The sequence below is a fragment of the Nocardia sp. NPDC051832 genome (assembly GCF_040681285.1).
GTDB lineage: Bacteria > Actinomycetota > Actinomycetes > Mycobacteriales > Mycobacteriaceae > Nocardia.
Genome location: NZ_JBFAYL010000006.1, coordinates 60,594 through 84,210 on the forward strand (window position 1 = coordinate 60,594; position 23,617 = coordinate 84,210).

Genomic DNA, 23,617 nt, shown 5'->3' on the forward strand with positions numbered 1-23,617 from the left:
CGCTGTGCCACAGTAACTATCGGGTGTACCCGCGCTCACCAGCGCGGGCTGCCACACCCGAGGGACACTTTCGCCGCCGGTACCGTCCACCAGCACAGGTGCCTTTCGGCGGCCCAGTCCGGATCCAGCGCGACGCGACCCGCTCCGGCGGGCGCCGCGGCCGATTCGCTTGGAATAACGGACAATTCACCCGCTCTGCGGTGCCGGTCTCGGCGGCCGGTAGGCGTGCCCTGCGGATCCGGCAGTCAGCCAGACGAATTCGGCCGCGTTGCGGCCCCGCTCACCCATCCCAGCAACACAGCAGTGCGGGCGACCGAATCGGTCGCCCGCACTGTTGCGTTTGTACGGTTTGCGTTGCCACGGGGAGGTTACAGCCCCCTCAGAGCGCCGCCGCGTAGTCGGTGATCAGATCGATGGACTTGTCCGGCGGTAGGGACTGCACGCTCAGCCTGTCCATCACCGTCAGATACATCTCGAGATCCTGCCGGCGGTCCAAATACAGAGCGCTGGTGAGGTGTTCGAGGTAGACGATGTCGGGCAGTTCGCGCTCGGAGAAGCGCAGAATGCTGAACGAGCTACCCGCGGCGGCGTGTTCGCCGGCCGCGTACGGCAGCACCTGGACGGTGACGTTCGGCAGCAGCGCGAGCTTGCACAGGTGCCGCATCTGATCGCGATGCACGCCGGGACCGCCGACCGGCCGATGCAGCGCGGCCTCATCGATCACGGCCCACAGCACCGGCGGATCCACGCGGTACAACAATTCTTGGCGATGCTGCCGCACGGCGACGCGTCGATCGGTGTCGGCGTCGTCGCTGCCGAGCGACAGCACGGCCCGCGCATAGTCGGGCGTCTGTAACAGCCCAGGCACCAAATGCGCTTCGTAGGTACGGATCTTGCTGGCCGCCTGCTCCAAGCCGAGGTAGGTGCCGAACCACGACGGCAGCAGGTCACTGTAGCGATGCCACCAGCCGGGCTCGTTGGCCCGCCTGGCCAGATCCAGGAATCGCTCGCGTTCATCGGGATCGGTGATCCCGTAGAGCGTCAGCAGGTCTCGGATGTCTCGTTCTTTGAAGCCGGTGCGGCCCAACTCGAGACGACTGATTTTGGCGTGCGACCCGCGGATCGCATCGCCCGCGGCCTCCCGGGTGATGTTGCAACTCTCCCGGAGTTTGCGTAACTGTCCGCCGAGCGCGATCCGAAGCACAGTCGGACCACGTTCCGCGACAACCGATTGCACACGACCGTCGTCATCGGGTTCTGCGATCATGGAGTTCGTCTCCGATACTCGAGGTTGCCCACCAGTGTGTCACAAACGCGCCGTCTAGAGACACACCGCACCGACCGCAATGTTACCGCTCAGCAAGTCAGATCGTCGAATTCTCCTGCCTTCGCGCCGCGGACGAACGCGTCGATCTCCGGACGGGTGTAGAAGATCATCGCACCCTCGGGGTCACGCGAATTACGCATGGCCACCAGGCCGCCGGAGGCTTGCGCCAGTTCGACGCAGTTGCCGCCGCTGGGGCCGCTGAACGAGCTCTTACGCCAAGCAGTTTCGATCTTGCGTGCAGTGGTGTCGGACATTTCCCCACTCCTCGGTTCCGCAGTGTAGAGATCCATAGAAGGCCGGTTTTGCAGATGCACTCTCAAATGTTCTTGCATTTGCACCGACATTCGAACGGTAGCACGAAGTTCACCATGGCGCACAAGGAGTTTCATACCTACTGGTCGGCTTTATTGGCACCATTCCCGACACGCCCGAAAAAGCCGTGTTCAGCTCGGCCATCCGCCCCGCTTCGGGAAGCCGAATCTTGTACTGTCACAGTGCACATCGGATGCACCAGCCATTCGCGGCACCCGTTCTCGGCGTGCCGCGGTTACACCGCTCGCTGAGGAGTCAGCCGCCATGCCTGAAGACCACGCCCCACTGATCCGGACCGATATCCCGCATTCGGCCCGAATCTGGAACTACTGGATGGGGGGCAAGGACTATTACGAAATCGATCGAATCGCGGGCGACGCCGGCCTCGAAGTAGATCCCGACATCAGCACCATGGCCGTGCAGTCCCGGCAGTTCCTCATCAGAGCGGTGAAGTTCCTGGCGCAGGAGCACGGAATCTCGCAGTTCCTCGACATCGGCACCGGCCTGCCGACCATGCAGAACACCCACGAAGTGGCCCAAAGCGTCACTCCCACAGCGAAAATCGTCTACGTCGACAACGACCCGCTGGTGCTGACCCACGCGCGCGCGCTACTGACCAGCACCACCGCCGAGGGCGTCACCACCTATATAGACGCCGACTACCACTACCCCGAGCAGATCATCGCCGACGCCAAGAACGTGCTGAATTTCGAAGAGCCGATCGGCGTCATGTTCATGGGCGTGCTCGGCCACGCCCGCACCTACGAGGATCTGCGGCGCATCGTGGACACCGTGATCGGGTCGGTGCCCTCCGGCAGTTATCTGGTGCTGTGGGACGGCACCGACGACAGCAAGGCCTACGTGACGCTCTGCGAGAACTACACGGGCACCGGTGGGACGCCGTATATCCCGCGTCCGCAGGAACAGATCCGCGCGGCCTTCGACGGCTTGGAAATGGTCGAGCCCGGGTTCGTCTCCATCACCCAGTGGCGGGCGGACGCGACCGACATCGGCGAGATCCGGCCGATCTCCGCCTATGGCGGGGTGGCGCGCAAGCGGTAATCGGTATTCCCGAAAAGACAGTTCCGACCAACTGGTCGGAACTGTCTTTTGTTGTGGGCCAGTAAATGTTCAGCGGAGTTGGTCGAGCGTGCAAATGTACTTGCATCTGCAAGGTGCAGACGCATAAACTCGAATGCAGTTAACCGGGGAGGTACGCAGGGAGTTCGCGCCGGCGTTGCCACCGAAATCGCCTCCCCATCGCCAGACGCGAGGGCGGTCGAGATGAACCAGGCATGCAGAACTCCCCACCGGATCGCCACCGCGAGCGCGACGGGTCTTCAAACCCGGCGCCCCGCAGTAGGCTTCGACGCCGAATGCGGAGACGAACCGGGCAGTCTCACTTACCGGCGGGCCCGCGAGATCCTCTACGCCCACGAGGTGCACGGCCCCGCCTGCCGCCAGTGGCTGGCCGCGGCGGCCTACCTGTCCGCGGGACTGGACGACGAGTAGCTTCGTAATCGCTTGGTGCCCTTGACAACCGATAGCCAGGGCTTTTCCCGCTCGTTCGGGTCCCGCACAGTGGGTTTGCGGAGCAATGGATCTGACTGAAGCTTCCCCGGGTTCATAACTTTTTCGTATAGTGATGCAACGATTCGGGCGCAGTTCTATTACGTCCGATGTGGCATTGGAAGCGACACCTATGACCTTCTCCGCGTTGGATCTGACCACCGAACTACCCGCTGCGGCACTGGAAATCGGCGGCCGGCCCGCCTCGGTACCACTGCAGAACACCGATCGGGTGGCCTCGCGAATGGTCGGCTACTTCGCCACCTGTATGGCGCCGTGCCGCACGCTGCCCGGCGAGCAACTGCGCGGCGATGTCACCAAACTGACCCGCAGCGTGCTCACGCTGGCCGCCGAGATGTTCGACCGCCGGGCCGTTCCCGACGACGAACGGCTCACCGAGATCCGCGAGGCCGCCACCCAATGGGCCCGGGAGGCCGTGCCGCTGGGCACCATCCTGCGGGCCTATCACGAAGGCATCCGCATCGCGCTGGGTCTGGTGACCGCACAGGCCAAGGCCGACGACGTCGACGAACTACTGGTCGCCACCGACCTGATGCTGGAACTGCTCGAAGCCATCACCGTCGCGGTCTCCGACGCCTACGTCGAGGAACAGCACCTCGTCGCCCGCGAACATCAGACCGCCGCACAGACTCTCGCCTCGGCCCTGCTCAGCGGGCGCGGCAGTTCGGCGCTGGCACGGCAGGCCGGAATGCCGGTCGCCGAGTCGTATCACGTGGTGGCCCTGTCGGTTCCGCAGCATCCCGACGAGCGCGATCCCCGCGTCGACTCCGAGGTGGCCGCGCGGCGCAAGCTGCGCCGACTACAGTCCGCGCTGGCCACCGTGTTCGAATCCCAGGCGCTGGCGTTGCTCTCCACCAAGGGCGGCACCCTGCTCATCCCGAACGGTGACGACGCGCCCGCGCTCGACTCCGGCACCCTGGATCGTCTGGCCCAGGCCGCCGAGGTCCCGCTCACCGCGACCCTCGTCACCAGCGACACCGATCAGATTCCCGACGCCGCCGACCAGGCGCACGAACTGCTGAATCTGGTCCGGGTCGGCGGCCGTTCGGCCGGCCTCTATCAAATGGCCGACCTGGCCGTGGAATACCAGCTGACCCGTGGCGGCCCGGCGACCCGGCGCATCGCCACCATCCTGGATCCGCTGGACGCCCATCCCGAACTCTTCGACACCATGCGCGCCTACCTCGGCAACGACATGAACCGGCAGCTGACCGCGCGTCAGCTCTATGTGCACCCCAATACCGTCGACTACCGGTTGCGCCGCATCGCCCAGCTCACCTCCATCGATCTGGCGACCTCCGCGGGCATCTCGCAGGCTTCGATCGCACTGCTGGCCCGCGACCTCGATCGCACCGTCGCACGCCGCCTTTAAGCGTCCGCGCGAATCTGTTGTGCAGTCGATGCGCGGAACCGTAGGTCTCGGGCACCTGAACGCGAGATCCTGAAATCCCCGGCCATCTGGAGGAAATGATGCGCATTGCGGAGATCTTGCGGCGCAAGGGCAACGACGTCGCCACGGTCACACCCGAAACCACGGTTCGCACCCTGCTCGGCATTCTGGCTCAGCACAATATCGGGGCGGTGGTGGTCTCCCCCGACGATGCCGCGATCGCGGGCATCGTCTCCGAGCGAGACGTGGTGCGCCGGCTGCACGAATACGGCGCGCAGGTGCTCGACAGCCCGGTGTCGGCCATCATGACCCACGAAGTGCGCACCTGCACGCCCGCCGACCGGGTCGACGGGCTGCGCAAGACGATGACCGAGCACCGGATCCGGCATCTGCCGGTGGTGCAGGAGGGTCGCCTGGTGGGCATCGTGAGCATCGGCGACGTGGTCAAGAGCGCGATCTCCGAACTCGCGACCGAACGTCAGCGCCTCACCGAATACATTCAGGGCCGGTACTAATACTGGTCGCCGCCGCCGAGGTCGGCCGAGAGCCAATGCTCCGGTCGCATGCGCACGGTGACCATGGCGCCGAAAGCCTCGGCCACCTTCAGGTATCCGTCCACCTGTTCGGCGGGCAGATAGCGCGCGGCCATCTCGCGATGCTCGGCTTCGGACATCTCACCGATGCGCAGGATCGGGCCCTCCGCGGACACATAGCGCACGGTCGGCTCGAGCCGCTGCACCAGCATGGTGAACCGGCCGGCCGACCGCAGCGCCCTGATCTTCTGTGAGTCCGCGCCGGTCACGATCCAGAGATCGCCGCCCGGTTCGTACTGATACCAGATCGGCACGGTGAGTGGGCCACGGCCGGGCCCAACGTGCACGGACAGCGCCCCGATATGCGGCTGGGCGAGAAACTCTTGTCGTTCTGCGGGTTTCAGCGGCATGCCAACCAGGCTAGTCACATGAAAGTTATTGTCCACCAGAAACCTTCGAACGACACGCCGGAAGTGCGTATCGTTGGTTGGGTCCACGCGCAACCTGCGAAGGGAGCGTTCGTTGCCCCCATCCGCGCCCGCCCGAGCGCACCGGATTCCGGAATCCGTCCGCACGCTGTTCCCGGCGCTGGCCGAATCCAGCGAGGTCTATCTCGACAGCGCGGCGACCACGCAGAAACCGCGTCCGGTGATCGACACCATCGAGCGCTACCACGCCTCCCGCACCGCCAATGCCGGCCGCGGCACCTACCCGTGGGCCACCGGCCTGAGCACCCGGCTGTCCCGGGTCCGCGCCCGCGCCGCCACTTTCCTCGGCGCCGAGCACCCCGACGAAGTGGTCTTCACCAGCGGCGCGACCGCGGCGCTCAACGCCGTCGCGCTGTCCTGGGGGCTGGCCGAACTCGGCGACGGCGACCAGATCCTCTACAACCCGCGCGACCACGCCTCCAATGTGTATCCGTGGCATCATCTGCGGCAGCTGCTGGCCCGCTTCGGCCGCCACATCGAGCTGGTCGGCTACCGGACCACCGCCACCGGGGAAGCCGACACCGCCGACATCCTCGCCAAGCTGACCCCGCGCACCCGCCTCATCACCACCAGCCATCTGCATCATGTGTTCGGCGGTCTGACCACCCTGGAGGAACTGCGCGGCCGGATCGATCCGGAAGTCCTGCTGTGTTTCGACTGCAGCCAGAGCGGCGGGCATCTGCCGGTGGACGTCACCGAGCTCGGCGCGGACTTCGCGGTCTTCGCCGCGCACAAGATGTTCGGCACGCCCGGCACCGGAATCCTCTACTGCCACCGCCGGGTTCATGACCGGCTGCTGCCGTTCCTGCCGGGCGGCAACTCCGGGGTGCGGCTCACCGAGACCGGGCTCACGCAGTCGGGCATGCCGGAGCTGCTGGAGGGCGGCACCCAGAACATTCCCGGAATCCTCGCCCTCGGCAGCGCGCTGGAGGTGCTCGAGTCCTTCGACATGGCGGTGGTCGCCGCGCACAATCGCGAGCTGACGCTGCGCCTGATCGACGGCTTGCGCCGGGTGCCCGGCTGCGAGTTCCTGCCGGGCCCGGCGTACGCGCCGTGCGCGGTCGGCTACGGCATCGTCTCGTTCACGCTGCCCGGAATCACCGCCACCGACCTGGGTTTCGTGCTCAGCGAGCTCGGCTTCCTGGTGCGCACCGGACTGCACTGTACGACCGCCGAAGGTGCCGACGCCGACTCCGTTCGGGTCAGCACGCACATCTACAACACCTTCGACGAGATCGACCGCTTCACCGCGTGCGTCGAGACGATTGCCGAGGAGGTTTCGTGACCACCGATGTGCCGCGCTACGACCGGCGGGCCGCGTCCCGGGTCCTGGCCTGCCTGGCCCAGCCCGGGCTGTTCGACACCCCGTTGCGGACGCCCGAGCAGCTCCGGGTCGAATACACCAGCGCCGCACTGCGCACCGAGCCGAACAGTCATCTCACCTATTCGCAACGGCTGTACCTTGAGCGGTTCATGCGCCCGTGCCGGCCGTATCAGGTCACCAGCGCCACGCACCGGATCACCTGGACCGACAGCGACGGCGTCCCCAATACCGGGCATTACCGCTCCGACGGGCTGGGGCCGATCATGCCGATCGCGGTGCGCGAGGCCGCGCTCGTGCTCTGGCACGCCATTGCGGCGAATACCGAACTGGCGCGGCGCGTCAGCGCGCTCGGCCCGCGCGATCACGCGGTCCTCAATGGCACCACCACCGATCACGAACCGTTCGAGATCTTCCGGGTGGGCATCGAGGCCACCGGGCGCGCGCTGGCCCAGCACGCGTTGCTGGCCCGGCAGACGCCCTACCGCAGTCCGGCCGAATTCGCCCAGGGCATGCATGATTCCGGCATTTTCGCCGCCGTCGCGACGCGCTGGTACTGGGAACTGCAAGCCTCCACCTATCGGCGCGGGATGATCCCGGTGACGCTGGCATCCCAGCCGGACGGCACCGTGCGCTACACCGCCGAGACCGTGGCGACGCTGCGCGCGATGAAGGACGCCACCATCGACGACGCGCACCTGGTGATGCGCCGCGCCACCACCTCCGAGGGTCTGTCCAGCGCCGAGGCGATCGCCAAGTATCACGAGGAGCTGGACCTCATCTCGCGCCAGTACGCGCTGCTGCCCGCCGGAACTCGTCCCGCCTGCCTGGCCGCCATGCCGCATCAGCTCGACGGCGCGCATTACAGCCTGCTGCCGCTGGTGGTGGATCAGTTCGTCGCGGTCTTCGACCGGATCGCCGCCCGCTGCGAGCTGGTCGAGGTCCCCGGCGACCTCGACGAGCTCACCGCCGACGACCCGGCCTCGGCCGAGGATCAGGTGTTCTACGTCCCGGACATGAACTGCAAGCACTGTGTCCGCACCATCACCGGGGTGCTGGAGAACATGGGCATCAAGGTCGCCGAGATCGATTTGATCAGCAAGCGCGTGGTGGCCGAGTTCCGCAGCCCGCGCAACCGGGCGCGGGCCTTCGAGGCGATCCGCGACGGCGGTTACAACCCGGTGGCCGACAAGCCCGCCCAGCAGCCGACGGAATCCGCGGTATGACCGGTCCGCCCGCGCTGCCGCCGAAGATCCACCCACTGGTCCGCGCCTTCCTCGACACCCGCGACGCTGTGGACGAGACGCTCGTCCGGTTCGGCTCCCCCGTGCATCTGGTGTTCCCGCAGGTCTACGCCGAGAATTTGAAGCGCTTGCGCTCGGTGCTGGAGCGGGAAGTACCTCGCCATCGAATCTGCTATGCGCACAAGGTGAACCGGTCTCGCGCTTTCGTCCGTACCGCAGAGCACGCGGGCGCGTCGGTCGACGTCGCCTCGCCGCAGGAGCTGGCCAGCGCCGTCGGCGCGGGGTTCGGGACCATGCGGATCGAGGCGACCGGCCCCAAAGGCGAGGTGTTCCTGCGCGATCTCATCGATTGCGGCGCGACCATCAACGTCGACAACCTGTGGGAGTTGCGCCGCATCGCGGAGCTGGCCGGCGAGCATGCGCGGGTCCCGGTGTTGCTGCGGGTCTCGGGCTTTCTCGGGACACCGGTCAGCCGATTCGGCGTCCCGCTGCCGCACCTGGACCGCGCCTTCGACCTGCTTTCCGCACATCGAAGCCGGATCTCCTTGCTGGGCTTCGCTTTTCACATCGATTCGGGCGAGACCGCGGAGCGGGTGCGGGCCATCGACGCCTGCCTGGCGCTCATCGAGCAGGCCTACGGTTACGGTCTGAGCCCCACGGTGCTCGATATCGGCGGCGGCTTCCGACAGGTGTTCACCGCCGACGCCGCCGCCTTCGACGGCTACGTGCACGCGCTGCGCGAGGCGCTGCTGGGCCGCGGCGAACCGATGACATGGTCCAGCAACACCTTCGGCTATCACCTCGACGGCGGCGTGGTGCACGGCACGCCGGTCTTCCACAAGTACGCCAATACCGTTGCGGCACATCGGATGTTGTCCGACGTGCTGACCGCGCCGCTGGAGCGGCACGGCGGTCGCACGGTCGCCCAGGTCGCCGCCGACAACCTGCTCGACCTCTGGATCGAACCCGGCAAGGCTCTGGTCGACCACGCCGGGGTGACGGTGGCGCGGGTGGTGTTCGTCAAGGAGCTCGCCGACGGCACCGTGCTGGTGAATCTGGATCTCAGCCGGGATTCGGTGACCCCTGCCGATCAGGAGGTGATGGTCGATCCGGTGATCCTCGCGGGTAGCGCACGTGCCCGGGGACCCGCGCCCCGCGCGAACGCGCACCTCCCCGGGACGGCCCATCCCGGCGGAGCTACCGTCACCCCGTTGCGCGCGTCCTCCGATACCTCGCCCGTGCTCACCCCGGTGGCCGAATCCGGCCCCGTTGGCGTGTATTTCGCGGGCCGGTTGTGCCTGGAACGCGACATGATCACCAATCACAAGGTGTGGCTGCCCGAATGCCCGCACCCCGGCGATCTGGTGATCTTCCCCAATACCGCCGCGTACCACACCGATCTGTCCGCCGCACCGGCCTCCATGCATCCGCTGCCCGCCAAACTCGCGGTCGTGTTGCGGGCGGGCAGTTTTCAGGTGTGCCGCGACGGCGACTACGAGCCGCACCGCAGCGCTCCCCCACCGCAGCGCCGGGTCCCGCCGCGCGCACCCCGGGTGCCGCAACCACCGAGCGGACGGCAGGCGCCACGACGGCCCACCGGTGCGCCGTAATGCCCTACAACCACATCACCGAATTGATCGGTAACACGCCACTGCTGCGCCTGGACCCGGCCGTGCACCGCCTCGCGGGTGTCGAGCTGTACGCGAAATTGGAGTCGCACAACCCTTTCGGCTCGGTCAAAGACCGGGTCGCCTGGGCCATGATCCGGGATGAGGTCGACCGGCTCGGCCCGGCGGGCCGGCGCCTCATCGAAGCCTCCAGCGGCAATACCGCCAAGGCGCTGCGCGTACTCGGCGCGCTGCACGGCATCGGGCTGCGGGCGGTGACCAACCGGATCAAGGTCGCCGAGGTCCGTGATCTCCTGCAACTGCTCGGCACCGAGATCGTGGAGCTCCCTGGGCTTTCCGAATGCCCGGACCCGACCACGCCCAATGATGTCTACTCGGTGATCGCCTCGACCATGGCGGCCGAACCGGGCGCGTATCACCATCCCTCGCAGTACACCAACGAGAAGAACGTGGAGGCGCACTGTCAGGGCACCGGGCGGGAGATCCACGAGGATCTGGCCGCCGACGGCATCACCCGCGTCGACTATCTGATCGGTGGTCTCGGCACCACCGGATCCAGCCGGGGCGCGGCCACCTATCTACGCAAGCACAATCCCGAATTACGCACCATCGCAGTGGTTTCCGAGCGCTCGGACTTCATTCCCGGGATCCGCTCGGAGACCGAGATGTGGGATGTCGGCCTGTTCCAGCCGGATTTCTATGATCACATCGTCACCGTCGAGGCGGGCCGGGCGGTGGACTCGACCATGGCCCTGGTCGACGGCTACGGCGTGCTGGCCGGTCCGACCAGTGGCGCCGCCTACGCCGCGGCCTTGGAAACACTGGGCGCACTGGATCTTTCGGACCGTGAGCAGCCGGTCATCGCTGTCGTCATCGTCTGCGACCGGCTCGAACCGTACCTGTCCTACATCAAGAAGCGCCGTCCCGAACTGTTCGGCCGCACTGACCGCCGCCCGCCCGCCACCGCGGCGGAACTCGCCGCGGTACCGGCCGTCTCACCCGACGGGCTCGCCGAGCTCGACGCCACCGGCCGCCCCGTCATCGTCGACACCCGCGGCGCGATGGCCTATCGGATCGGGCATGTGCCGGGCGCGTTGAACATTCGCGACGACCAGCTCGACGACATGCTCGCCCAGGGCATGCCGTTCCCGCGGTCCCGGCCGGTGGTGTTCGTGTGCCCGGTCGGCGAGGTGTCGCGCCGCTTCGCCGCCCTCGCGCGCCGCGACGGCTACGACGCGGCGAACCTGGCGGGCGGCATCACCGCCTGGCGCGACGCCGGGCTGCCTTTGGAAAGCGGTGCGTAAGCGGGACTTTCAGGCGCCGTTTCCAGCGTGTCATCGCGGCTATACGCGCAGACTATGAGTACCGGCGGCGGCGCTGCCGTCCGGTCCAGGCCCGCGAGGGCTGATCCCGGCGTCGGGGTGTGCGCCAGATTCCCACCGTGATCGGTACCGACCTGCTGGCGCGAGAGGGATGATCCGTGATGTTTCGATCCAAGCGCTCGGCCGCGGCCGCGGCAACCACATTCGGCGCCATGGCGGCGGCACTCGTGCTCACCGCGCCCACTGCACCCGCCCTGGTCTCCAGCATCAACGTGTCGCAGGGGCTCAGCTTCGGCAGTTCGACCGTCTACGGCACCGGGTGCAGCTACACCGTCACCGCTACCGCGAGCAACGGTGAAGCCGTGTTGTTCTGGGACTTCAACGGCGGCGTCTTCGACCCGCCCGGGGTCATCTGGGTGGGCAGCTCCGGCACCGCCGTCGCACAGTGGACGCCCCTGACCAAGGGCACCCACACCTTGATCGCCTGGGGCGCGTTCAACGATCGGCAAACCCAGATCACCGTCGGCACCGGATTCAAGCTCGGCAACGTCTGCCTGGTGACCTCCTGACCCGGTGCGGGGCCCGCATCTCCCCCGGTGATGCGGGCCCCGCACGACCGGGGCATTACTGTGGTGCGGTGCAAACAGGCCAGGAATCAGCCGACGGCGGCCCCCGCATCTGGGGTGGGACGACGCTCAACGAGCGACGGGAGGCGCGTCGCGCCACGTTGCTGGAGGCCGCACTGGACCTGATCGGCGAGTCCGGCGCCGCCGGGGTGACCATGCGCGCGGTGTGCCGGCGCGCGAATCTCACCGACCGTTACTTCTACGAGAGCTTCGGCAGCCGCGACGAACTCCTGGACGTGCTCTACCGCCAGGTCGCCGACGAATTCCTCGGCCCGATGACCACTTTCGCCGAGGCCAACGATCCGGCCCGGGACCGCGAGCTCTCCAACGTGCTCGTCGACAAAGTGCTCGAGGATCCACGCAAATCCCGGCTGTTCCTGGTCGAGCCCTACTCCAGCACCGGCCTGGGCCAGACCACCATCGCCGTCATGCCTGCCTTCACCCGCCTGATCCAGGATCACCTCTTCGCCTACATCGACGACCCGGTCCGCCGCCGCCTCGCCGCCGTCACCATGGCCAGCGGCAACGCGGGCATGTTCTCGGCCTGGCTGAACGGTTCGCTACGCGCGACCCGCGAACAGATCGTCGACCACATCGTCGCCACCATCACCGTCTACCGGTCCGTCTACAAGTAGGCCGAGCAGCTCCCCACACTGTTGAACAAAGATAAAATACCCGCTAGCCTGGATTTTACCTTAGTTCAAATGTTGATTTGGAGATGTTGCCGTGCCGATCCCTGTCGCCCTCGCCGCGCTGTTGCAACTGCTGCTGGCCGGGTTGTTCGTCCTCATGCTTGCCGCCTATCGGACGGCCGGGCCGCGCGCGCAGCGGGCCGCCGAGGCGGAGGTAGCGCAGCAAGGCGCGGAACCCGGCGTGCTCGCCGAGCACGGCATCGAACTGACCGAGGGCCGCTGGGGGTTCGTCGCCGGATACGCGATCGCCGCCGTCCTCACGGCGCTGGCCGCACTCAATCTGACCGGCAGCGAGATCGGGCGGGTATCGACCTGGATCGTGCAGCCGCTGATCCTCCTCGGCGTGGGCTATGTGACCACCATTCAGGTCTTCGCGATTCCGATCACCGCGGCAGCGTTCGCCAAGCTCGACGATCCGCGGACGCGGAGCCTCGATATCCGGGCCGTCCTGCGCGCCGCCGTCACAGCATTGCCGTCGTGGTATCGACCGGCGACGGTGCTGCGCTGGCTGATCGCGACCGTGGGCTCGCTGGCCGTGATCGGCCTGCTCACGCTGCCCGCCGCGGGCAGCTACTTCTCCTGAGCGACCGCCAGCCGCGCTTGCAGACCATCCAGCACGGTGCGCAGCCCGAATTCGAAACCGCTACTGCCGGGCAGGATCTCGACCGCATCCGGTGATTCCAGACGGGCCCGCAGCCGGGGGAACTGCCGAGCCGCTTCGGTGACGAAAGCGAGCACATCGGATTGCCGCGCCGCGATATCACCGCCGTCGCGGCGCAGCCGCGCCTCCCAGGCCCGCTCGGCGGCGGAGCCCTGCGCCGCGCCGATCACATACATCAGCACGGTGGCCGCGGCTCGGTCCGCATCACGTCCGGCGAAACCCGCGCGCTCGAAAATGCCCAGACCGCACTCGTCGAAACGCGCTTTGCCCGGCCCGTAGATCACGTGCGTACTCATCGCCGCCAGCAACCAGAAATGCCGGCCGATCATCGCGTATACCTCGTGCGCCAAAACGGTTGCGGCCGAACGCCAATCATCACCACCCGAGTAGGGCAGCTCGATTTCGTGCCACACCAGGTCGGCGGCCGAGGTGACCAGCTCGTCCTTGTTCTTGACGTAGTAGTACGTCGCCGTCGACGCGACGCCCAGCTGCGCGCCGAGCCGGCGCATGTTCAGCCCCGCCACGCCCTCGGCATCGAGCACCTCCACCGCGGCGCGCAGGATCTGCTCCTTGGTCAACGTCTCTCGTGGCACCTCGCCACCGTACCCAGCGCGCGATCGTGATCCACAACTATCCGGGTTGCGTTCGGCCCGCATCCGAGGTTAACTGGCAACCGCAAGGTGCCGATCGTTCGCTGAGGCTCCTTCACGGATATAGGCCAGCGACCCCGAACGTCGAGAGACGCCCCGGGTCAGGACAGGTCTCCCCGGCTTAAGGGGTGATCCCGATTGGCTCCCAGTTTTCTGGGTTCACGCCGTGAAGTGCCAAAGGTCTTACGAGGAGAGGGCCCCACCGGCGGGTTTGCCGGATTCCCCCACCGCGCTCTGCAACGATTAGCCCATGCGGCGCGTGCTTCGGCGTGCGCGTACAGCCGAAGGAGGTGAGCCGGATGCCCGGCGGTAATAGTCCGAGTTCGCAGATAGCTAGTTATTCGCTCGACCTCACCTTCAGGGCAGCCCCCTAGCCGCTGTTCGATGGTGCGCTCGACTCATTCAGGAGTGCGTGATGTCAACAGTAGAGATGATCGTCCGGCTGGTAGCCGGCGTCGGCCTCGGCGCCGCGATCGGCTTCGAACGCCAATTCCGGGCCCGGGAAGCGGGCCTGCGCACCAATGCCCTCGTCGCCGCCGGATCCACCCTGTTCGTGCTGCTGTCGGCCAACGGCTTCCACGGTGAAGTCGCCGACCCCACCAGGGTCGCCGCCCAGATCGTCTCCGGCATCGGGTTCCTCGGCGCCGGCGTCATCATCCGCGACGGGTTGAACGTGCGCGGCCTCAATACCGCTGCGACACTGTGGTGTTCGGCCGCCGTCGGGGCGCTGGCCGGCGCGGGCATGCTGACCACGGCGGTCATCGGCACGGTCGCGGTGGTCGCGGTCAACGTCGCGCTGCGCGCCGCCGCCCGCGCGGTGGACAAGCGGCCCGAGGCCACCGAGGAGCAGCCCGCCACCTACTCCTTCGCCGCGGTCACCGACGACGAACACGAAGCACACGTGCGCGTGCTGCTGGTCCAAGCGCTGACCCGCACCGACTTCCGGCTCATCTCGGTCTCCAGTGCCAATACCGAGGTGCCCGGCCGGGTGGAAGTGCGCGCCGAACTCACCGGTGATCGGCGCGACGACCGGCAGATGGAATCCGCGGTCAGCCGCATCGGCCTGGAGCCCTCGGTCACCAGCGCCGGCTGGCAGATCACCCTCGACAATGTGGCAGGGCGGGCCTAGCGATGACTGTTCTCGGCTTCCCCACCAGGGACGCGGCCCTGGAACGGCCCCGCAGCCCGCTCGCCGACGTGGTGGTGTTCGTCGGCGCCGCTGTCCTGATCTGGTCACTGGTGCAGCTCTCGCACACCGTCGACGTGCCCTTCGACGAAACCACCGCGCCCGCCGCGATTTCCACCGATCCGGGGCACCTGCCCTATTACGCGGCCAGGTCGCTGCTGCGGATGTTCCTCGCCCTGGCGGCGTCGGTCGTGTTCACCTTCGTCTTCGCGACCGCCGCGGCGCGGCTGCGCCGGGCCCGGATGGTGCTGCTGCCCGCGTTCGACATTCTGCAGTCGATCCCGGTGCTCGGGTTCCTCTCCTTCACCGTCACCGGCTTCATCGCGTTGTTTCCCGGCTCCGAACTCGGGCTCGAATCCGCCGCCATTTTCGCCATCTTCACCGCCCAGGTCTGGAACATGGCGTTCAGCTTCTACGCCAGCCTCAGCGCGCAACCGCCGGAGCTGGACGAGGCGGCCCGCAACCTGAGACTGTCGCGCTGGCAGCGGTTCTGGCGGCTGGACGTGCCCAGCGGCATGATCCCGCTGGTCTGGAACGGCATGATGAGCTTCGGCGGCAGCTGGTTCTTCCTGGTGGCCTCCGAGGCGATCTCGGTGCACAACCGGGAGTACGCGCTGCCCGGCATCGGGTCCTATGTGGCCGCCGCGACCGCCGAGCAGGACCTGTCGAAGGTGCTGCTCGCGGTCGGGGTCATGGTCCTGCTGGTGATCGGCGTGAACTTCCTGTTCTGGCGGCCGATGACGGCCTGGGCCGAACGGTTCCGGATCGGCGACTCCAAGGGCGCCGAGGCCCCGCGCAGCCTGGTGCTGAACCTGTTGCGGCGCTCGCACATTCCCGCACTGCTCGGGCGCCTCTTCGGCCCGCTGGTCGCGCCGCTGGACCGGGTCATGAGCGTCTTCGGGTTGGCCGAGTACCCGCTGCGGACCTCGCTCCCGCGCCGCCGCGCGGGCGACTGGCTCTTCGGCGCGGTCGTGGCCGCGGCCGTCGCCTACGGCGGCTACCGGGTGTGGCAGTACATCGACTCGACGGTCGGCTTCGGCGAAGTGGGGCACGCCTTCGGGCTCGGATCCCTCACGCTGCTGCGCGTGCTCGTGCTGCTGGTGCTCGCCACCCTCATCTGGGTGCCGATCGGCGTGTGGATCGGGCTCAACCCCAAGGTTTCCCGGCTCGCGCAGCCGATCGTGCAGGTGCTGGCCAGCTTCCCGGCCAACTTCCTGTTCCCGATGGTCACCGCCGTCCTGGTCGCCACCGGCATCAGCCTGAACTGGGCCGCCATCCTGCTGATGGCCCTGGGCTCACAGTGGTACATCCTGTTCAACGTGATCGCCGGCGCCAGCGCCGTGCCCAACGACCTGCGCGAGGCCGCGGCCAATCTGCAACTGCCGCGCAAACTGTGGTGGCGCAAGCTGATTCTGCCCGCCATCTTCCCCAGCTATGTGACCGGCGGCCTCACCGCGGCGGGCGGGGCCTGGAACGCCTCCATCGTCTCCGAGATCGTCGAATACGGCTCCACCACCCTGGTCGCCGCCGGTCTGGGCGCCTACATCGCCCAGGCCACCAGCGCCGGTGACTCGCCTCGCGTCCTCATCGGCATTCTCGTCATGAGCGTCTACGTGGTCCTGCTCAACCGGCTGTTCTGGCGGCGCCTCTACGCCCTGGCCGAACGGCGGTACTCGCTGTGAGCCACACACTGTCGACAGGAGATCTTCCGATGACCCACAACGACGTCTTGCTGGACATCCGAGGTGTCAGCAAGTCCTTCACCGGTACCGCGGGCGACGAACTGCGCGTGCTCGACGGTATCGATCTGCAATTGCGCGAGGGCGAAGTCGTTGCGCTGCTGGGCCGTTCGGGGTCCGGCAAGTCCACCCTGCTGCGCATCATCGCCGGGCTGATCGGGCCGAGCAGCGGCACGGTCCGCTACCGTGGCGCGCCGATCAACGGCGCGAATCCCGGTGCGGCGCTGGTCTTCCAGTCCTTCGCGCTGATGCCGTGGCTGACCGTGCAGGACAATGTCGAACTCGGCCTGGCCGCGCGCAACGTCGCACCCGCCGAGCGCAGCAAGCGCGCCCTCGCGGCGATCGACATGATCGGGCTGGACGGCTTCGAAAGCGCCTACCCCAAAGAGCTTTCCGGCGGTATGCGCCAGCGCGTCGGGTTCGCCCGGGCCTTGGTGCTGGAACCCGACCTGCTGCTCATGGACGAGCCGTTCTCGGCCCTGGACGTGCTCACCGCGGAGAATCTGCGCACCGAGCTGGTCAACCTGTGGGCGGGTGACTCGTTCCCGTCCAAGGCGGTCTGCCTGGTCACCCACAACATCGAGGAAGCCGTGCTGCTGGCCGACCGGGTCCTGGTGCTCGGCGCCAATCCGGGACACCTCATCGCCGAGATCCCGATCCCCCAGCCCCGCCCGCGCGACAAGAAATCCGCCGCCTTCGACGCGCTGGTCGATCACATCTACGGTCTGCTCACCGGCCGCGACACCGAACCCGCGGCGCCGGAACCGGATCTCGCCACCCCGACCGCGCGGCCGCTGCCCGACGCCTCGCCCGGCGGCCTGGCCGGTCTGGTGGAACTCGTCTACGCCGCGGGCGGCCGGGCCGACCTGCCGGTCGTCGCCGACGAACTCAACTTCGAGCTCGACGACCTGCTGCCCCTGGTCGATGCCGCCGCGTTGCTCGACTTGGCCACCGTCGAATCCGGCGACGTCGAACTCACCGAGATCGGCCGCCGCTTCACCACCGCCGACATCCAGGAGTCCAAGCAAATCTTCGCCGAGCAGGCCCGGCACCGCGCGCCCCTGGTCCGCACCATCTGCAAAGGGCTGGCCGGCAGCCGCGACGGCTCGCTCAAGGCCGGCTTCTTCCTGGACCTGCTGCGCCGCGGCTTCTCCCCCGACGACGCCCGCCGCCAGCTCGATCTGGCCATCGATTGGGGCCGCTACGCCGAGCTCTACGACTACGAGAAGGACACCGACCGGATCACCGCCGACCCGGCCGCGGAGGTGTACCAGGCGGTGCGCGGCGCCTGGTCCGCCTGACCGGTTTGTTGACAGGCTGCCAATAGAGGTGGAACCTTTGTCATAGACCGGCATCGAGGCCGGCGCAGTCGAGCAGAGGATCGAACACAATGGCACGCGCGGTGTGGAGTGACGACGAGGTCGAGGCGGTACGGGAACTCGCTCGGACGTTCTTCGAAAAAGAGGTCGTCCCGCACGAGGAGAAGTTCGTCGCCCAGGGCCATCCGGATCGCCGGCTCTACAACCGGGCCGGCGAGCTGGGCCTGTTGTGCCCGTCCATCCCGGCCGAATACGGCGGCGGCGGTGGCACCTTCGCGCACGAGGCGGCCGTCATCGAGGCGCAGACCGCCGCCGGCGACGGTTCGCTCGGCATGTCGGTGCACAGCGGCATCATCGCGCCCTACCTGCACCACTTCGGGTCCGAGGAGCTCAAGCGGCGGGTGCTGCCCAAGGCCGCCAGCGGCGAGATGGTGCTCTCCATCGGCATGACCGAACCGGGCACCGGATCGGACCTGCAAGCCATCAAGACCCGCGCCGTGCGCGAAGGCGACGAGTACGTCATCACCGGCTCGAAGATCTTCATCTCCAACGGCTGGCTCTGTGACGGCATCATCCTCGCGGTCAAGACCGATCCGACCAAGGGCGCCGCCGGCGTCTCGCTGATCTTCGCCGAGGTCGGCGACGACACCCCCGGCTTCAAGCGCGGCCGCATCCTCAGCAAGATCGGCGGCAAGGGGCAGGACACCGCGGAGCTGTTCTTCGACGGCCTGCGCGTGCCGGTCTCGAATCTGCTCGGCGCGGCCGAGGGCCAGGGCTTCTATCAGATGATGCAGATGCTGGCCCAGGAACGCCTGGTCACCGGCATTCTCGCGGTCAGCATGATGGAGAAGGCGGTCGCGCTGACCGTCGAATACACCAAGGGCCGTGAGGCTTTCGGCAAGCCGCTGTTCGCCATGCAGAACACCAAGTTCGAGCTCGCCGAATGCGCCACCCTCGCCAAAGTCAGCCGGGTTTTCCTGGACGACTGCATCGGCAAGCATCTGCGTGGCGAACTCGATATCCCCACCGCCGCCATGTCGAAGTACTGGTTGACCGACCAGCTCGGTATCGTTGTCGACCGCTGCCTGCAACTGTTCGGCGGCTACGGCTACATGACGGAGTACCCCATTTCGCAGCTCTACACCGGCGCCCGCGTCCTGCGTATCCTCGCGGGCAGCAACGAGGTCATGAAGGATCTCATTGCCCGGGCTCTCTGACACCGCTCCCGCGTCGCGCCGCCGCCGCCTCGAACCCGACGAGCGGCGCGCGCAGATCTTGGCGTGCGCCATCGACATGTTCGGCGAGCGGCCGTACGCGGCGGTGTCGACCGCCGAGCTGGCCCAGCGGGCCGGGGTGGCCCGCGGCCTGATCAACCACTATTTCGGCAACAAGCGGGACCTCTACCTCGCGGTCGTGCGCCGGATGGTGACGCTGCCGCGCCCGGAGGCCCTGACCGCGCCGACCGGCAGCACCCGGCAGCGCGTGGACGCGAGCGTGCAGTGGCTGCTGGACACCATCTCAGAGCACGGCAGCACCTGGGTGAAGGTGACCAGTCTCGAGGGCGTCGGCAACGACCCCGAGGTGCAGCAGATCCTGGACGAGGCCGACGACGCGGCCGCCGAACGCATGCTGATCATGGTCGGCCTGGCCGATTCGGCACACAGTGCACAATTGCAGGCGCTGGTCCGCGCCTACGGCGGACTGGTGAAAGTGGCGGGGCGCGAATGGATCGTGCGCGGCACGCTTGACCGTCTCCAGGTGCACCAGCTGCTCGCGGACATGCTGATGACCCTGGTCACCGAAACGATGCCCAAGGTCGGCGACGCCTGAATCACCGGTAGGAGCGCCAGTTCTGCTGGTATCGCACCCGCGTCGCGTTGTAGCGCCGGGAGTAGAGCGAATCGGCCGGATGACCGAGCCGTTCGTGTTCGATCTCCATGCGCCCGTGGCGGCGGTGCTCCAAGGTGAGGATGGCGAGCCCGGCCAGCCACAGGGCCACCGCGAGGATGCCGCACATCATCGCCCAGCCTTCGTACCCGTAGCCGGCCGCGGTCAGCGCACAGGCGACGGACACGATGCCCAGGGCGCACAGCACCACACCGGGAACGTTGTGGTTATCGCCCAGCAGATCACCCGCCTGCGCATGCCAGCGCTGCCCCGTCAGCTGGTGTTCTTCCTCCGTATAACTGCGATCACCCCACATGGCGCCCTCCTACGGGATTTGGCAAATGATCGGCAATACCAGGTTAGGCCGCCCGCGCCGGATTGCGCGCGCTGTTACCGAGTTCGTTATTTCCCGCTTCCGCTGAAGTCGTTGCCTTGGGCACCTATTGTGGGTCGAAATCGGGGCGGGGTTCGGTTTAGCCCGAGGCACCTGCGCGAATGGTTCATGCGAGAGGGACCTTGATGGCACGGACACAAGAGTGGCAGCGCGAGCGGCGACGGCAGGAGCTACCGGAGGAGGACCGTTGGGAGCGCGACGCGGCGGCAGCCCGCGCCGACCAGCGCTGGCCGCAGGTGCAGCCCGAGGATCTGGAGTTCGGCGAGGAGCGCCGCCCGGTCGTCAATCCGTATGCCATCGTCGCTCTGGTCGCGGCGCTGCTGCTGTTGTTCCCGGTGGCGATCGTGTTCGGCATGATCGCGTTCACCCACCCCAAGGGCAAGAGCATGGCGACCTTCGCCCTGCTGCTCGGGTTCGCCGAAGCGGCGGCGGTGGCGAGCGTGGTGTTCATGGGGGGAAACACCTTGGACGACTTGATGTCCAAGACCGAGAGTCCCGCCGTCACCCAGTCGATGACGGCGGCGCAGAGCAGCGCCGTGCCGCAGAGCACGGCGGCGCCGGCGACCACCGCACCCACCATCGCGCCGTCGAGCGCTCCGGCGACCACGCCCGCGGTGGTGCGCAAGGGTGCGTCCTGCTCGGAGTCGCAGGCCGGGATGATCGGCGCGAGCTCGGACGGGGGCACGCTGCTGTGCCTGGCCAAGTCGGGCAAGCACGAATGGTCGGGCCCGTACAACGTCGGCACCGGCCGCTACACCGAGGGCGAGACCTGCGATCCGTCCCTCGCCAAGACCGGCCGTAGCGCCGAAGGCCGCGCACTGGTCTGCGAGGCGAGCGGCGACGCGGGCGCGTGGGCCCGCTGGACGTCCTAGGCCTCTTTCTTCGCCTTGCTGGGCTGCACCCGGGGCGGCTCGTTCGGCATCTTCGGGTAGACCGGCGGCCACGGCGCGTCCATGAGACCGGCGGCCATATCTCGCTCCGACATCTCCAGCAGCGGCGCGAGGGATTGCGGTTTCCGGTCGGCCCAGGGGTCACCCCGTTCGGCCAATCGGGCGGGCACGGTGGCGATGGTCAGGTCTTCGGGCACCACGTCCGCCAGATCGGACCAGGCGAGCGGGGTGGAGACCTGCGCGCCGACCTTGGGACGTACGCACCAGGCGCCGAAAACCGTACGGTGCGGGGCGTTCTGGTTGAAGTCGACGAACACCCGGTTGCCGCGCTCTTCTTTCCACCAGGCCGCGGTGATCCGCTCGGTGTGCCGGCGCTCCAATTCCCGGGCGAGGGCCACCGCGGCCGCGCGCACCTGGTAGCCGTCCCACTGCGGTTCCAGCAGGGCATAGATGTGCAGGCCGCGCGACCCCGAGGTTTTGACCCGGGAGTCGATGCCGAGTTCGGCGAGTAGGTCGCGGGTGGCGACGGCCGCGAATCTCAGGTCGTCGAAGGTGATTCCGGGCGACGGGTCCAGGTCGATGCGCAGCTCGTCGGTGACGCCGGTGGGCGGCAGTTCGGTCCCGGCGGCGTCGAAAACCGGCGGGGCCGTGCTCTCCGCAGCCGCGGCGGCGTGTGTCGGCCACACGTGAAAACCCAAGCAGCCCTGGTTGACCGCCCACAGGATGTGCGCGAGATCGTGGGCGACCAGCGCGTCGCTGGTGGTGCCGTTCGGAGTGGATACCTCGACGGTGTGCAGCCAGTCCGGCGCCGTCTTCGGCACGCGCTTCTGGAACCACGACTTGCCCGAGGCGCCGTCGGGGTAGCGCTCCAGCAGTAGCGGCCGGTCTCGCACGATGCCGAGGAACGGCTCGGCGACTGCCTGGTAGTAGCGCACCAGATCCAGCTTGGTCTCACCGCGTTTGGTGAAGTACACCTTGTCCGGGTTGGAGATGGTGACGGTCCGGCCGTCGGCGTCGATCTCGACCGAAGCACTCATTTTCGGGCCTCACTGAAGATGGCGCTCAGCTCGGCGGGCGCGACCTCTTCGAGCTGGGCGTAGGTGCACGATTCGGGGGTGCGGTCGGTGCGGAAGCGCACCAGCCGGCCGCCGTGCCGTAATCGGCCCGACTGCACGTGCTCGTAGCGGACCTCGGCGACCAGTTCGGTGCGCACCGCTTCCCAGGACAGGTCCTTGCCGCCGGTCCAGCGGCTCACTCCGCCGGGCATCTTGCCGTCGGCCTTGGCCTGTGCGGCCATGTCGGCCCAGGTACGCCACGGATGGTTTTCCAAAGCGTTCTCGCGCAACGGTTTCAGCTCGTCGACGAGTTCGGCGCGGCGGGCCTTGGTGAAGCTGCTGGCGACGCCGACGTGGTGCAGGGTGCCCTCCTCGTCGAACAGGCCGAGCAGCAGCGACCCCACGCCCTCGCCGTCTTTGTGCCAGCGGAATCCGGCGACCACGCAGTCGGCGGTGCGTTCGTGTTTCACCTTGAGCATGACGCGCTTGTCCTGCAGATACGCCTCGTCGTCGGCCTTGACCATCACGCCGTCGAAGCCCGCGCCCTCGAACCGGGTGAACCAGTCCTGGGCGACCGCCGGATCCTGGGTGATCGGCGTCAGGTGCACCCGGGCCGGTTCGGTGTCGAGAATCGTCTCCAGTAGCCTTCTGCGCTCGGTGAACGGCTCCTCGGTCAGATCTTTGTCGCCGAGGGCGAGCAGGTCGAAGGCGACGAAGCTGGCGGGCGTCTCGACGGCCAGCTTGGCGACCCGCGAGGCGGCGGGATGCAGCCGGTTCTGCAAGGTGTCGAAATCCAGGCCCGCCTCGGTGACCACCACGATTTCGCCGTCCACCACGCACTTCTCCGGCAGTGCCTGCTTCAGCAGCTCGGCGACCTCCGGGAAATACCGGGTGAGCGGGCGGTCGTTGCGGGAGCCGAGTTCGACCTCGTCGCCGTCGCGGAACACGATGCAGCGGAAACCGTCCCATTTCGGCTCATAACTGAAGCCCGGGCCGTCCGGCACCGACGGCGCGGACTTGGACAACATCGGTTTCACTGGTGGCATCACCGGCAGGTCCACGCGCTCCTCCTCGGATTCGGTGCGTTCGTCTCGATCGTATGTGCCGGGTCCGACACCTGCGACGGAACGTGGTTACCCTGGACGGCGGCAGTACTCCAGAACTCGTCGAAATGCGCGGCAACGCGCGGAGAGGTGGTTCGGAATGTCGCACAACAAGTCGGGGATGTTCAGCACCGCGCTACGCACCCTCGCGGTCACCGGGATCGCGGCGGCGGCCACGAAGTTCTTCAAGAAACGGCAGGCGGAACAGCGCGCCGCCGAACGGCAGGCCTACTCCCGGGCCGCGGCGTCCACCTGACCCC

25 protein-coding genes and 1 riboswitch are annotated in these 23,617 nt (G+C 67.6%); of the genes, 18 read left to right on the forward strand and 7 right to left on the reverse strand.

Annotated features, from left to right (window positions below):
- Nucleotides 1-379 precede the first annotated feature (379 nt).
- Nucleotides 380-1,267 carry a helix-turn-helix transcriptional regulator gene (locus tag AB0M14_RS32695; protein WP_365002214.1) on the reverse strand — a complete coding sequence of 296 codons (888 nt, stop codon included), beginning with the start codon at nt 1,265-1,267 and terminating at the stop codon, nt 380-382.
- Between the two features lie 89 nt (nt 1,268-1,356).
- The gene (locus tag AB0M14_RS32700; RefSeq protein WP_365002217.1) at nt 1,357-1,581 is read right to left on the reverse strand and encodes a DUF397 domain-containing protein; all 225 of its coding nucleotides are present in this window, start codon (nt 1,579-1,581) and stop codon (nt 1,357-1,359) included.
- Between the two features lie 322 nt (nt 1,582-1,903).
- On the opposite strand from AB0M14_RS32700, the gene AB0M14_RS32705 reads away from it, so the two are divergent.
- The 4 genes from AB0M14_RS32705 (at nt 1,904) to AB0M14_RS32720 (ending at nt 5,134) form a co-directional block, all read left to right on the forward strand.
- On the forward strand, nt 1,904-2,701 hold the full coding sequence (locus tag AB0M14_RS32705; RefSeq protein ID WP_365002219.1) for an SAM-dependent methyltransferase: 798 nt from the start codon (nt 1,904-1,906) through the stop codon (nt 2,699-2,701).
- A gap of 222 nt (nt 2,702-2,923) precedes the next feature.
- Nucleotides 2,924-3,151: a hypothetical protein gene (locus tag AB0M14_RS32710; RefSeq protein WP_365002222.1), complete on the forward strand. Its 228-nt coding sequence runs from the start codon at nt 2,924-2,926 to the stop codon at nt 3,149-3,151.
- A 190-nt stretch (nt 3,152-3,341) separates the two neighbouring features.
- Nucleotides 3,342-4,601: a helix-turn-helix domain-containing protein gene (locus tag AB0M14_RS32715; RefSeq protein ID WP_365002224.1), complete on the forward strand. Its 1,260-nt coding sequence runs from the start codon at nt 3,342-3,344 to the stop codon at nt 4,599-4,601.
- A 98-nt stretch (nt 4,602-4,699) separates the two neighbouring features.
- Complete coding sequence (locus AB0M14_RS32720) at nt 4,700-5,134, forward strand: CBS domain-containing protein (RefSeq protein ID WP_365002226.1); 435 nt, start codon at nt 4,700-4,702, stop codon at nt 5,132-5,134.
- Here the strand turns inward: AB0M14_RS32720 and AB0M14_RS32725 are convergent.
- The gene (locus tag AB0M14_RS32725) at nt 5,131-5,562 is read right to left on the reverse strand and encodes a pyridoxamine 5'-phosphate oxidase family protein (RefSeq protein WP_365002228.1); all 432 of its coding nucleotides are present in this window, start codon (nt 5,560-5,562) and stop codon (nt 5,131-5,133) included. The two genes, AB0M14_RS32720 and AB0M14_RS32725, sit on opposite strands and share 4 nt — an antisense overlap.
- Nucleotides 5,563-5,674: 112 nt before the next feature.
- Between AB0M14_RS32725 and AB0M14_RS32730 the strand changes: the two genes are divergently transcribed.
- The 7 genes from AB0M14_RS32730 (at nt 5,675) to AB0M14_RS32760 (ending at nt 13,056) form a co-directional block, all read left to right on the forward strand.
- A complete protein-coding gene (locus AB0M14_RS32730) occupies nt 5,675-6,925 on the forward strand; it encodes an aminotransferase class V-fold PLP-dependent enzyme (protein ID WP_365002231.1) in 1,251 nt (416 codons plus the stop codon).
- Complete coding sequence (locus AB0M14_RS32735; RefSeq protein WP_365002234.1) at nt 6,922-8,187, forward strand: heavy-metal-associated domain-containing protein; 1,266 nt, start codon at nt 6,922-6,924, stop codon at nt 8,185-8,187. The genes AB0M14_RS32730 and AB0M14_RS32735 overlap by 4 nt, the downstream gene beginning before the upstream one ends.
- Nucleotides 8,184-9,815 carry a decarboxylase gene (locus tag AB0M14_RS32740; RefSeq protein ID WP_365002237.1) on the forward strand — a complete coding sequence of 544 codons (1,632 nt, stop codon included), beginning with the start codon at nt 8,184-8,186 and terminating at the stop codon, nt 9,813-9,815. The genes AB0M14_RS32735 and AB0M14_RS32740 overlap by 4 nt, the downstream gene beginning before the upstream one ends.
- Nucleotides 9,815-11,137, forward strand: a complete 1,323-nt coding sequence (locus tag AB0M14_RS32745; RefSeq protein WP_365002240.1) for a pyridoxal-phosphate dependent enzyme — start codon at nt 9,815-9,817, stop codon at nt 11,135-11,137. Before AB0M14_RS32740 ends, AB0M14_RS32745 begins: the two co-directional genes overlap by 1 nt.
- A 179-nt stretch (nt 11,138-11,316) precedes the next feature.
- Entirely contained in the window at nt 11,317-11,724 is a 408-nt protein-coding gene (locus AB0M14_RS32750; RefSeq protein ID WP_365002243.1) for a hypothetical protein, read from the forward strand.
- A 68-nt stretch (nt 11,725-11,792) separates the two neighbouring features.
- Complete coding sequence (locus tag AB0M14_RS32755) at nt 11,793-12,416, forward strand: TetR/AcrR family transcriptional regulator (RefSeq protein WP_365002246.1); 624 nt, start codon at nt 11,793-11,795, stop codon at nt 12,414-12,416.
- Between the two features lie 91 nt (nt 12,417-12,507).
- Nucleotides 12,508-13,056 carry a hypothetical protein gene (locus AB0M14_RS32760; RefSeq protein ID WP_365002248.1) on the forward strand — a complete coding sequence of 183 codons (549 nt, stop codon included), beginning with the start codon at nt 12,508-12,510 and terminating at the stop codon, nt 13,054-13,056.
- Here AB0M14_RS32760 and AB0M14_RS32765 read toward each other — a convergent pair.
- Nucleotides 13,044-13,727: a TetR/AcrR family transcriptional regulator C-terminal domain-containing protein gene (locus AB0M14_RS32765; RefSeq protein ID WP_365002251.1), complete on the reverse strand. Its 684-nt coding sequence runs from the start codon at nt 13,725-13,727 to the stop codon at nt 13,044-13,046. The two genes, AB0M14_RS32760 and AB0M14_RS32765, sit on opposite strands and share 13 nt — an antisense overlap.
- An 86-nt stretch (nt 13,728-13,813) precedes the next feature.
- A riboswitch (M-box (ykoK) riboswitch) is annotated at nt 13,814-13,984 on the forward strand.
- Nucleotides 13,985-14,199: 215 nt separating this feature from the next.
- Here AB0M14_RS32765 and AB0M14_RS32770 point away from each other — a divergent pair.
- The 5 genes from AB0M14_RS32770 to AB0M14_RS32790 all read left to right on the forward strand — a co-directional run bounded on the left by AB0M14_RS32770 (nt 14,200) and on the right by AB0M14_RS32790 (nt 19,858).
- Nucleotides 14,200-14,913, forward strand: a complete 714-nt coding sequence (locus tag AB0M14_RS32770; RefSeq protein ID WP_365002253.1) for an MgtC/SapB family protein — start codon at nt 14,200-14,202, stop codon at nt 14,911-14,913.
- Nucleotides 14,914-14,915: 2 nt separating this feature from the next.
- Nucleotides 14,916-16,652: an ABC transporter permease subunit gene (locus AB0M14_RS32775; protein WP_365002254.1), complete on the forward strand. Its 1,737-nt coding sequence runs from the start codon at nt 14,916-14,918 to the stop codon at nt 16,650-16,652.
- 29 nt (nt 16,653-16,681) lie between these two features.
- Nucleotides 16,682-18,010 (forward strand): nitrate/sulfonate/bicarbonate ABC transporter ATP-binding protein, encoded by a 1,329-nt coding sequence (locus AB0M14_RS32780; protein WP_365002255.1) that lies wholly within the window; start codon nt 16,682-16,684, stop codon nt 18,008-18,010.
- A gap of 89 nt (nt 18,011-18,099) precedes the next feature.
- Nucleotides 18,100-19,245 (forward strand): acyl-CoA dehydrogenase family protein, encoded by a 1,146-nt coding sequence (locus AB0M14_RS32785; protein WP_365002258.1) that lies wholly within the window; start codon nt 18,100-18,102, stop codon nt 19,243-19,245.
- The gene (locus AB0M14_RS32790) at nt 19,229-19,858 is read left to right on the forward strand and encodes a TetR/AcrR family transcriptional regulator (RefSeq protein WP_365002260.1); all 630 of its coding nucleotides are present in this window, start codon (nt 19,229-19,231) and stop codon (nt 19,856-19,858) included. The genes AB0M14_RS32785 and AB0M14_RS32790 overlap by 17 nt, the downstream gene beginning before the upstream one ends.
- Nucleotide 19,859: 1 nt before the next feature.
- On the opposite strand, the gene AB0M14_RS32795 is transcribed toward AB0M14_RS32790, so the two are convergent.
- Nucleotides 19,860-20,231, reverse strand: coding sequence for a hypothetical protein (locus tag AB0M14_RS32795; RefSeq protein WP_365002263.1), 372 nt, complete (start codon nt 20,229-20,231; stop codon nt 19,860-19,862).
- Nucleotides 20,232-20,434: 203 nt separating this feature from the next.
- Here AB0M14_RS32795 and AB0M14_RS32800 point away from each other — a divergent pair, with 203 nt between their 5' ends.
- The gene (locus AB0M14_RS32800) at nt 20,435-21,181 is read left to right on the forward strand and encodes a hypothetical protein (RefSeq protein ID WP_365002266.1); all 747 of its coding nucleotides are present in this window, start codon (nt 20,435-20,437) and stop codon (nt 21,179-21,181) included.
- On the opposite strand, the gene AB0M14_RS32805 is transcribed toward AB0M14_RS32800, so the two are convergent.
- Nucleotides 21,178-22,236, reverse strand: coding sequence for an ATP-dependent DNA ligase (locus AB0M14_RS32805; RefSeq protein WP_365002269.1), 1,059 nt, complete (start codon nt 22,234-22,236; stop codon nt 21,178-21,180). The genes AB0M14_RS32800 and AB0M14_RS32805 overlap by 4 nt on opposite strands.
- Entirely contained in the window at nt 22,233-23,315 is a 1,083-nt protein-coding gene (locus tag AB0M14_RS32810) for an ATP-dependent DNA ligase (RefSeq protein ID WP_365002272.1), read from the reverse strand. The genes AB0M14_RS32805 and AB0M14_RS32810 overlap by 4 nt, the downstream gene beginning before the upstream one ends.
- 142 nt (nt 23,316-23,457) lie before the next feature.
- Between AB0M14_RS32810 and AB0M14_RS32815 the strand changes: the two genes are divergently transcribed.
- Nucleotides 23,458-23,613: a hypothetical protein gene (locus tag AB0M14_RS32815; RefSeq protein WP_365002274.1), complete on the forward strand. Its 156-nt coding sequence runs from the start codon at nt 23,458-23,460 to the stop codon at nt 23,611-23,613.
- Nucleotides 23,614-23,617 lie beyond the last annotated feature (4 nt).